Below are 9645 nucleotides of genomic sequence, written 5' to 3'. Positions count from 1 at the left end.
GCCCTGCTCATCGCCGGTCATGGCACCCGGGACGAGGCCGGAGCCGAGGCGTTCCGCGACTTCGTCCGGCAGCTGGGGGCCCGCCACCCCGAACTGCCCGTCGCGGGCGGCTTCATCGAACTGTCCCCGCCGCCGCTGGGCGAGGCGGTGGCCGAACTGGTGGAGCGCGGTGTCCGCCGGTTCGCCGCCGTGCCGCTGATGCTGGTCTCCGCCGGCCACGCCAAGGGCGACATCCCGGCGGCGCTGTCCCGCGAGAAGGAACGCCACCCCGGGATCTCGTACACCTACGGCCGCCCGCTGGGCCCGCACCCGGCGCTGCTGAAGGTCCTGGAGCGGCGCCTCGACGAGGCGCTCGGCGCCACCGGGGGCCGCAGCCCGCTGGACCGGGCGGACGTGACGGTGCTGCTCGTCGGCCGCGGCTCCACGGACCCCGACGCCAACGCCGAGGTGTACAAGGCGGCCCGGCTGCTGTGGGAGGGGCGCGGATACGCGGGCGTGGAGACGGCGTTCGTGTCGCTGGCCGCGCCGGACGTGCCGAGCGGGCTCGACCGGTGCGCGGCACTGGGAGCGCGCAGGATCGTGGTCCTGCCCTACTTCCTGTTCACCGGCATCCTGCCGGACCGGGTCCGGCAGCAGACCGAGGGCTGGGCGGCCGCGCATCCGGAGGTCGAGGTGCGTTCCGCGGACGTCATCGGCCCGGAGCCGGAGCTGCTGGACCTGGTGATGGAGCGGTACGAGGAGGCCGTCAAGGGAGATCTGCGGATGAACTGCGACTCGTGCGTGTACCGCATCGCGCTGCCGGGCTTCGAGGACAAGGTGGGCCTCGCGCAGCAGCCGCACTTCCACCCGGACGACGACGGCCACCATCACCACCACGGCCACCACCACGGAAGCCACACCCATGCGCACTGACCGGGCGGGCGGCCACGATCTGCGGCACCACGGCGACGCCGAGGTGCGGGACGACGGGGCGCGGCTCACGGACCTCGCCGTCAACGTCCGTGCGGACACTCCCCCGGCCTGGCTGCGGGAGCGGATCGCCGCCTCGCTGACCGGGCTCGCCGCCTACCCCGACGGGCGGCGGGCGCGGGCCGCGGTCGCGGCCCGGCACGGGGTGCCCGTGGAGCGGGTGCTGCTGACGGCCGGGGCCGCCGAGGCGTTCGTCCTGCTCGCGCGTGCCCTGACGACCCGTCACGCGGTGGTGGTGCACCCGCAGTTCACCGAGCCGGAGGCCGCGCTGCGGGATGCCGGCCACCCGGTCGAGAGGGTGCTGCTGCGGGAGGAGGACGGCTTCCGGCTCGACACGGCGGCCGTCCCCGAGGACGCCGACCTGGTGGTCGTCGGCAACCCGACGAACCCCACGTCGGTCCTGCATCCGGCCGCCACGATCGCCGCCCTGGCCCGCCCCGGGCGCACGCTGGTGGTGGACGAGGCGTTCCTGGACGCGGTGCCGGGCGAGCGCGAGGCCCTGGCGGGGCGGACGGACGTGCCCGGACTCGTCGTCCTGCGGAGCCTGACGAAGACGTGGGGCCTGGCCGGGCTCCGCGTCGGATACGTCCTCGCCGCCCCGGAGACCGTCGCCGTCCTGGAGCGGGCCCAGCCCCTGTGGCCGGTGTCCAGCCCGGCTCTCGAAGCGGCCCTGGCCTGCATGGAGCCGCGGGCCCTCGCCGAGGCCGCCCACGCGGCCCACCGCGTGGCCACCGACCGGGCCCATCTCGTGGCCGGACTGCGGGAGTTCGGCCCGGACGGGCTGCGGGTGGTGGAACCGGCCGAGGGCCCCTTCGTCCTCGTACGCCTGCCGCGTGCCGTCGGGGTACGACGGCATCTGCGCGACCTGGGGTTCGCGGTGCGGCGCGGGGACACGTTCCCGGGGCTCGGCGAGGAGTGGCTGCGGCTCGCGGTGCGGGACCGGGCGACGGTCAACTCCTTCCTGCAGGCGCTGGACCAGGCGGTGACGCTGGCCCAGGGCTGAGGCGGGTGCCGTCGGGTGCGCCGCGCAAGGGGACGCCCTCGCCGGTCAGCCCCGGCGTCGGGCCACCGCCACCGCTCCCCCGCCGGCCACCAGCAGGGCGATCGCTCCGGCCATGAGGTACGGCGTCGCGGAACCGGTGCCGGTCTCGGCGAGGCCCGCCTCCTCGGCGGGGCCGCCCTGGGGCCTGGTGTCGTCCGCGGGGGCGTCCGAGGGGGCGTTCGAAGGGGTGGGTGCGGCCGGGGACTCGCAGGTCGCCTTCGCGAGGGTCAGGGTGCCCTTGACCTCGGCGACGCCCAGCTTCAACGGGTCCACGGAGACGGTGAGTTCGAGCGCGGTGGCGGCGGCCGAGCGCGAACTGGTCGCGTTCTTCGACAGGTCGAGGCGGACCTCGCCGACGCCGGGCACCTTGACGTGGGTCGGGCCGCCGGCGGTCACCGTGACCTTCTTGCCGAGCACCGTGACCGCGCCGAGGAGGTTCGAGGAGGCGGTCGGGACCTTGCCGGCCTCGCAGACCGCCTCGGAGGTGACGCCCTCGACCTCGATCAGGGACAGCAGCGGCAGACCGGGGACATGGACCTTGGCGTGGGTGAGGCGGGAGGAGGCCTCGGCCTTCCCGTCGGTCACCGTCGCCCTGGCGTCGGCCGCCTCGGCGGCGAGCACACTGAACGGCCGCCCCTCGTCCACACCGTCCAACTTGGCCGTCAGCGCGGTCTGTCGGGCGCTCCGGGGCGCCTGGACCTCGTTGAGGGTGACCGCGAGGGGGACGGTGGTCCGGTCGAGCAGGCCGACGTCCAGCCCTGTCCGCAGGACGACGGCGCTCGCCCGCCCCTGATCCCCGGTCGCGTGGGCGGTACCCGCGCCGGCCAGCGCCGTGGGACCGGCGGCGAGTGCGGTGGCGGTCGCCACGGTGGCGAGACGGCGTGCGGGCATGCGGAAGTCGGTGCTGTTCAAGGTGGTGGGACCCCCAGAGAGGACTGGCTCGGGACCTCGAAAGGATGTCGCACCGCCGGTCGTTCGACAGCGATCCGCGGGGAGTTCACACGATCGTGGCGCACCCGCGCACGCTTTCGAACCCGCCGGCACCCTCCTGCTCGGCCGCCCGGCCGTCCGGCTACCCGACCGTCCGCCCGTTCAGCACGATCCGCGCCGGAGCCGCGAGCACCCGGACGTCGGCGCGCGGGTCCTCCTCGTACACCACCAGGTCCGCGGGCGCGCCCTCCTCCAGTCCCGGGCGCCCGAGCCAGCGCCGGGCACCCCAGGTGGTCGCCGACAGGGCGTCCAGCGGGGGGATCCCGGCCCGCACCAGTTCCGCGACCTCGGCCGCGACCAGGCCGTGCGGGAGGGTGCCGCCCGCGTCCGTGCCGACGTAGACCGGGATGCCGGCGTCGTAGGCGCCGCGGACGGTGTCGTAGCGGCGCTCGTGGAGCCGGCGCATGTGGGCGGACCAGCGGGGGAACCTGGCCTCGCCGCCGTCCGCCAGCTTCGGGAAGGTGGCGATGTTGACCAGGGTCGGGACGATCGCGACGCCCCGCTCGGCGAAGAGGGGGATCAGGTCGTCCGTGAGGCCCGTGGCGTGTTCGACACAGTCGATGCCCGCCTCGACCAGGTCCTGGAGGGAGTTCTCGGCGAAGCAGTGCGCGGTGACCCGGGCGCCGAGGCGGTGGGCCTCCGCGATGGCCGCCTCGACCGCCTCCCGCGGCCAGCTCGGGGCCAGGTCGCCCACCTCGCGGTCGATCCAGTCGCCGACCAGCTTGACCCAGCCGTCACCCCGGCGGGCCTCCCGGGCGACGTACGCGACGAGGTCCTCGGGCTCGATCTCCCAGGCGAAGTTCCTGATGTAGCGGCGGGTGCGGGCGATGTGCCGGCCGGCCCTGATGATCTTCGGGAGATCCTCGCGGTCGTCCACCCAGCGCGTGTCGGAGGGCGATCCGGCGTCGCGGATCAGGAGGGTGCCCGCCTCGCGGTCGGTCAGCGCCTGTTTCTCGGCGACGTCCTGGTCGACCGGGCCGTGCGCGCCGAGGCCCACATGGCAGTGCGCGTCCACCAGACCGGGCAGCGCCCAGCCCGGCACCGTACGGACGTCGTGGGCGGCCAGGGGGCGGTCGTAGGAGACCCGCCCGTCGACCACCCACAGCTCGTCCCGGACGTCCTCGGGGCCGACCAGGATCCGGCCCTTCACGTGCAGCACCGCGTGATCGTTCATGTCCGCACCCTAGCCAGCCGGCCGTCACTGCTCCCAGGGCGGTGGTCCCTCGAAGCCGAGCTGGTGGACGTCGAAGAGGACCGCCGCCTCGACGCCGAGGGCGGGTCCGCCCCGACGCGCCGCCCAGGTCAGGAACGGGCGCGGCTCGAAGGCTCCCGCGCCGAGGCCCTTGGTGTACTCGGCGTGCGCGGCCAGGGAGGCGATGCCCCGCTCCAGGGGTTCTCCGGTGACGTCCACGCCGTGGGTGGGGCGGTCGGTGCCGGCGACGGCCACGAAGCGGACCCCGCCCCAGGGTTCGAGGCCCTCGTCGGCCAGTTCGGGGAAGATCCAGCGGTTGCCGGCGTCGCGTGCCGCGTCGAGCGTGGCCAGGCCCACCGCGCGGTGGTCGGCCTGGTTGACGACGCCGGCGACCATCCGCACGGTGTACGCCCCCGTCACCACGATCTCGGGCCGGTGCCGGCGGATCACCCGCACGATGTCGCGGCGCAGGGCCGGGCCCTCCTCGATCATCCCGTCGCGGTGGTCGAGGAACTCCACGGTGTCCACGCCCACTTCACGCGCTCCGGCCCGCTCCTCGGCCTCCCTGAGCGGGGCCGCCCGGTCCGGGTGCAGTCCGTCGATGCCGGCCTCGCCGCGGGTGGCCAGCAGGTAGGTGACCCGCTTGCCCTGGTTCGTCCAGCGGGCCACCGCGGACGCGGTCCCGTACTCGATGTCGTCGGGGTGCGCGGCCACGGCCAGGCAGCGCTCCCAGTCCTCCGGCAGCGGGGGCAGGGTGCCGCCCGCTCCGGGGCCGCCCGTGTCGTCGAGAGTCGTCATGCCCGAATGATGACGGTTGGAGGGCTGTGCGCAACAGGGGAACGTACGTCCCCTTCCGCTCCTTTCCGGAGCCGTCCCCGCCGCTCAGGAGTCGCCCTCGCCGCCCTCCTCCACGTCGGCCATCGCCGGGTCGAGGAGCCGGGAGAGGAAGTGGCGGGTGCGCTCATGGCTCGGAGCGCCGATGACCTGGGCGGGGGTGCCGTCCTCGACGACGACCCCGCCGTCCATGAAGACGACCCGGTCGGCGACCTCGCGGGCGAAGGTCATCTCGTGGGTGACGACCATCATCGTCATGCCCTCCCGGGCCAGCATCCGCATGACCGCGAGCACATCGCCCACCAGCTCCGGGTCGAGCGCCGAGGTCGGCTCGTCGAAGAGCATCACCTCGGGGCCCATGGACAGCGACCGGGCGATCGCGACCCGCTGCTGCTGGCCACCGGAGAGGGAGGCGGGATAGGCGTCGGCCTTCTCGGCGAGGCCCACCCGCTCCAGGTTCTCCGCGGCCACCCTCGCCGCCTCCGCCTTGCCCCGCCCGAGGACCCTGCGCTGCGGCAGCGTGAGGTTCTCGGTCACCGTGAGGTGCGGGAACAGGTTGAACTGCTGGAAGACCATGCCGATACGGCGGCGCACGGCGTCGATGTCGACGTCGGGGTCGGTGAGCTCGGTGCCGCCGACGAACACCTGCCCCCGGGTCGGCTCCTCCAGGAGGTTCACGCAGCGCAGCAGCGTCGACTTGCCCGAGCCCGAGGGGCCGATCACGCAGACGACCTCGCCCTGGCCGATCTCCAGATCGATGCCCTTGAGGACCTCGTTGGTGCCGAACGACTTGTGCAGGGCGCGTACTTCGATCTCGGGCCGGCCGGCCTCTACGCTCATTTCACGGCCTCCTGGGCCTTGGCCTCCATGCGGCGGACCACGAAGCCGAGCGGGATCGTCACCAGCAGGTAGCACAGGCCGGCGACGAGGATCGGCGTGGAGTTGGCGGTCGTACTGGCCAGGTCGCGGCCGTACTTGGACAGTTCGCGCTCCTCCAGGGTGACGCCGAGGAACAGCACCAGGGAGGAGTCCTTGAAGAGCAGGACGAGTTCGTTGGTCAGCGGCGGGAGGATGATCCGGAACGCCTGCGGGATGATGATCGAGACCATCGCGCGGGCCGGTGAGAAGCCCAGTGAACGGGCCGCCTCCATCTGCCCCTTGGGCACCGCCTGGATGCCCGCGCGGATCGTCTCCGCCATGTAGGCCGCCGCCACCAGGCCGAGCGCGAGGGCGACCTTGCCGTAGGTGCCGCCGATGATCTCCGTGCCGGGGAAAGCGAGCGGTACGGCCACGCCGATGAAGATGAAGATCAGCAGGGCGGGCAGGCCGCGGAAGATCTCGATGTAGACGCCGGCGAACCAGCGGTACGGGCCGACCGACGACAGCCGCATCAGGGCGATGACCATGCCGAGGACCAGTCCGACGACGAAGCCGGACAGGGTGTAGAGCACGGTGTTCTTCAGCGCCAGCGTGATGACGTCCGGGAACATCTCCTTGGCGATGTCCGCCTGCGCGAACTGGTTCTTCAGCCGCCCCCAGTCCGCCGAGACCGCGAAGGCGATCACGGCGGCTACGAAGACGGCGTACTGGACGCCGCGGGACAGGCTGCGCTTCTGACGCCGGGTCAGGCCCTTCTTGCGGGGCTGGAGTGGTGTGTCCGCCGCGGTCATGAGGCGGCGGGAGAGGCGACCGACTCGTCGTACGGGCCGATCCACTTCTCGTAGAGCTTCTTGTACGTGCCGTCGGCCTTGGCGTCCGAGAGCGCCTTGTTGATGGCGGTCCGCAGCTTGGTGTTGCCCTTCTTCACCGTGAAGCCGTACTGCTCACCGGTGTTGATGTTGTCGGCGACCTGGAAGGCGTCGGCGTTGGCCTTGTCCTTGAGCCAGCCCTGGACGACCGGGTAGTCGATGACGACGGCCTTGACCTGGCCGGAGCGCAGACCGTTGAGGACGGCGTCGGAGGACTCGAAGGAGACCGGATCGAAGCCCTGCGCCTTGACGTAGTCCTCGCCGGTGGTCTGGGCCTGGGCGCCGAGCTTGACCTTCTTCGCCTTGGCGTCGGCGAGCGAGGAGATCCCGCTGCCCTTGGCGACCAGGAGGGCCTGGGTGGCGTCGAAGTAGGGGTCGGAGAAGTCGACGTTCTTCTTGCGCTCGTCGGTGATGGTCATGCCGGCCGCGGCCAGGTCGCACTCGCCGGAGTTGAGGAACGCGCCGGTCTTGAAGTTCTCGAAGGGGGTGTCGAGGATCTCCTGCTTCACGCCCAGGTCCTTGGCGACCAGGTCGATGAGCGAGACGTCGAAGCCCTGGACCTTGCCGTCGATCTCCGACTGGAACGGCGGGTAGGGCAGGTGGGTGCAGGTGGTGAGCTGTCCGCCCTTGACCAGTTCGACCCCGCCCGCGGCGGTCTTCGAACCGCTGCCGCCGTCGTCGCTGGAGGTGCAGGCAGCGACGAGCAGGAGCCCGGCCGTCGCGGTGATGGCGGCCAGGACGCGGGTCCGGCGCCCGGTGGGGGTGTTCACGGGAGGCCTCCTGTGGGGGAACTGTAGGTTCCGATTATAAGGAAAGGTTTGGGTATCCCAAACCAAACCGATGGTCGCGAGGCCGCTCCCCCTAAGAAGTCGCCGGTCGTCGGGGGTTGATCGGGAACGGTTACGCTCGTTCACGTCTACCCCAGTGAGCGAAGAGAGCACCGTCGTGACGCACCCCTTCCTGGACCTGGCTCCGCTCGGCGCGGCGCAGTTCGCCTCGATCGAGGACCGTGTGGCGCGGCTGCTGCGCACCGAGCAGGACGTCGTGATCATGCAGGGCGAGGCGCTGCTGCCGCTGGAGGGGGCCATCCGGGGCACCGCGGGTCCGGGCACGACCGCGCTGAACGTCATCACGGGGCCGTACGGGCAGACCTTCGGGAACTGGCTGCGGGACTGCGGTGCGACGGTGATCGACCTCGCGGTGCCGTTCCACACGGCGGTGACCGCCGGGCAGATCGCCGCGGCCTTCGAGGAGCACCCGGCGATCGACTTCGTGTCCCTGGTGCACGCCGAGGCGGCGACCGGCAACACCAACCCGGTCGCGGAGATCGCCGAGGTCGTACGGCGCCAGGGGGCCCTCTTCTACCTGGACGCGGTCGCCTCCGTGGGCGCCGAGCCGGTGCTGCCGGACGCGTGGGGCGTGGACCTGTGCGTGATCGGGGCACAGAAGGCGATGGGCGGCCCGGCCGGCGTGTCGGCGGTGTCGGTCAGCGAGCGGGCGTGGGCGCGGATGGCCGCGAACCCGGCGGCGCCGCGCCGGTCGTACCTCTCGCTCCTCGACTGGAAGGAGCGCTGGATCGACGGCGGCCGGTCGGCCCTGCTGCACGCTCCGGCGCAGCTGGAGATGCTGGCCCTGGAGGCGTGTGTCGAGCGGATCGAGGCGGACGGACTGGAGACGGTCATGACCCGGCACCGGGCGGCCGCGGCGGCGACCCGGGCGGGGGCACGGGCGCTCGGCGGGGGCCTGGAGCCGTATGTGCACGCCAACCACGAGGCCGCGCCGGTCGCCACGACCCTGCGGGCCCTGTCCGGCGCGGTGGCCTCGGACCTGGTCGCCCTGGCCCTGAACCAGGACCCCACTCTGCCGCTCGCAGCGGGCGGGGGCGCGCTGGCCGCGGAGATGATCCGGGTCAACCACTACGGCGTGGACGCGACACGGGGTGCCGTGCAGGCGAGCCTGGCCGCGCTGGGGGCGGCGCTGACCGGGAGGGGGCTCGCGGTGGACACGGCGGCCGCACTGCGGGCAGCCGAGGAGGCATTCGATCGGACCGTGAATGCGCGCGGTACCGACGCATAATTCATGAAGTAATTCCGGGGTTTATCGAAGAATAGCTTCCCGTATTCTTCTGCCCGCTTTCGCTCGGACTAAACACAAAGATTCTGCGAACACGAAGCGGTCGAATTCGGGGAGATCTCGTGGGGGTTACATGCTTGTGACGCGTTACACAACGTGATCCATTTGCCCCTTATTTTCCGGCTGTAATCGTACATACCGGCCACTTCTTGCGCGTCGGCGCGCGCCCGCGTGATAACACATGCCGAGCCCGGACGTAACCCCATCCGGCGATGCATTTTTTAATTTCCCTCGGTAAATTCAATTCGCATGACTGCCGCACAAGCAGACCTGCAAATCGACCGGCCGACGGTCGCGGACGGAGCCGCACTGTGGCGGATCGCCCGCGACTCCGAGGTCCTCGACCTGAACTCGTCGTACAGCTATCTGCTGTGGTGTCGCGACTTCGCCGCCACGTCGGCGGTGGCACGGAACGACCGTGGAGAGGCGATCGGGTTCGTCACCGGGTACGTCCGCCCGGACCGGCCCGACACCCTCCTCGTCTGGCAGGTGGCCGTGGACTCGGCCTACCGCGGCCGCGGTCTCGCCGCCGCCCTGCTCGACGGACTGACCGCGCGGCTCGCCGCCGAACGCGGGCTGAGCACCGTCGAGACCACCATCACGCCGGGCAACACCGCCTCCGAGCGGCTGTTCACGTCGTTCGCCGAACGCCGTGGCGCCCGCCTGGAGCGCGAGGTGCTGTTCGACACGGGCCTGTTCCCCGACGGGCCGCACGACCCCGAGGTCCTCTACCGGAT

General features: G+C 72.2%; 10 protein-coding genes. 4 read left to right on the top strand and 6 right to left on the bottom strand.

Going from position 1 to position 9645, the window contains the following annotated elements; all coding sequences use genetic code 11:
* On the top strand, positions 1-912 hold a 912-nt coding region (locus EHS43_RS27815), incomplete at its 5' end, for a sirohydrochlorin chelatase (protein ID WP_148104101.1).
* Positions 902-1972: an Rv2231c family pyridoxal phosphate-dependent protein CobC gene (gene cobC, locus EHS43_RS27810; protein WP_125193492.1), complete on the top strand. Its 1071-nt coding sequence runs from the start codon at positions 902-904 to the stop codon at positions 1970-1972. The genes EHS43_RS27815 and cobC, both read left to right, overlap by 11 nt.
* 45 nt (positions 1973-2017) lie before the next feature.
* Here cobC and EHS43_RS27805 read toward each other — a convergent pair whose 3' ends face one another.
* The 6 genes from EHS43_RS27805 to EHS43_RS27780 form a co-directional block, all read right to left on the bottom strand.
* Positions 2018-2923 (bottom strand): SCO1860 family LAETG-anchored protein, encoded by a 906-nt coding sequence (locus EHS43_RS27805; protein WP_125193491.1) that lies wholly within the window; start codon positions 2921-2923, stop codon positions 2018-2020.
* Between the two features lie 160 nt (positions 2924-3083).
* Entirely contained in the window at positions 3084-4175 is a 1092-nt protein-coding gene (locus EHS43_RS27800) for an amidohydrolase family protein (protein WP_125193490.1), read from the bottom strand.
* A gap of 24 nt (positions 4176-4199) precedes the next feature.
* Complete coding sequence (locus EHS43_RS27795) at positions 4200-4991, bottom strand: PIG-L deacetylase family protein (RefSeq protein WP_125193489.1); 792 nt, start codon at positions 4989-4991, stop codon at positions 4200-4202.
* 84 nt (positions 4992-5075) lie between these two features.
* Entirely contained in the window at positions 5076-5867 is a 792-nt protein-coding gene (locus EHS43_RS27790; RefSeq protein WP_125193488.1) for an amino acid ABC transporter ATP-binding protein, read from the bottom strand.
* A complete protein-coding gene (locus EHS43_RS27785; RefSeq protein ID WP_125193487.1) occupies positions 5864-6697 on the bottom strand; it encodes an amino acid ABC transporter permease in 834 nt (277 codons plus the stop codon). Before EHS43_RS27785 ends, EHS43_RS27790 begins: the two co-directional genes overlap by 4 nt.
* Positions 6694-7545 (bottom strand): transporter substrate-binding domain-containing protein, encoded by an 852-nt coding sequence (locus tag EHS43_RS27780; protein WP_125193486.1) that lies wholly within the window; start codon positions 7543-7545, stop codon positions 6694-6696. Before EHS43_RS27780 ends, EHS43_RS27785 begins: the two co-directional genes overlap by 4 nt.
* Before the next feature lie 175 nt (positions 7546-7720).
* Here EHS43_RS27780 and EHS43_RS27775 point away from each other — a divergent pair, with 175 nt between their 5' ends.
* Together EHS43_RS27775 and ectA are read left to right on the top strand one after the other, a co-directional pair.
* The gene (locus tag EHS43_RS27775) at positions 7721-8851 is read left to right on the top strand and encodes an aminotransferase class V-fold PLP-dependent enzyme (RefSeq protein ID WP_125193493.1); all 1131 of its coding nucleotides are present in this window, start codon (positions 7721-7723) and stop codon (positions 8849-8851) included.
* A 306-nt stretch (positions 8852-9157) separates the two neighbouring features.
* On the top strand, positions 9158-9645 hold a 488-nt coding region (gene ectA, locus EHS43_RS27770; protein WP_125193485.1), incomplete at its 3' end, for a diaminobutyrate acetyltransferase.

The sequence above is a fragment of the Streptomyces sp. RP5T genome (assembly GCF_003933965.1).
In the GTDB taxonomy this organism is placed as follows: Bacteria; Actinomycetota; Actinomycetes; order Streptomycetales; family Streptomycetaceae; genus Streptomyces.
This window is presented reverse-complemented; position numbering and strand designations above follow the sequence as displayed.

Bases quoted from the DNA above. Each gene is read 5' to 3' on its own strand.
- cobC (WP_125193492.1), top strand. From the start codon at position 902: ATGCGCACTGACCGGGCGGGCGGCCACGATCTGCGGCACCACGGCGAC.
- EHS43_RS27800 (WP_125193490.1), bottom strand. From the start codon at position 4,175: ATGAACGATCACGCGGTGCTGCACGTGAAGGGCCGGATCCTGGTCGGC.
- EHS43_RS27795 (WP_125193489.1), bottom strand. From the start codon at position 4,991: ATGACGACTCTCGACGACACGGGCGGCCCCGGAGCGGGCGGCACCCTG.
- EHS43_RS27790 (WP_125193488.1), bottom strand. From the start codon at position 5,867: ATGAGCGTAGAGGCCGGCCGGCCCGAGATCGAAGTACGCGCCCTGCAC.
- EHS43_RS27785 (WP_125193487.1), bottom strand. From the start codon at position 6,697: ATGACCGCGGCGGACACACCACTCCAGCCCCGCAAGAAGGGCCTGACC.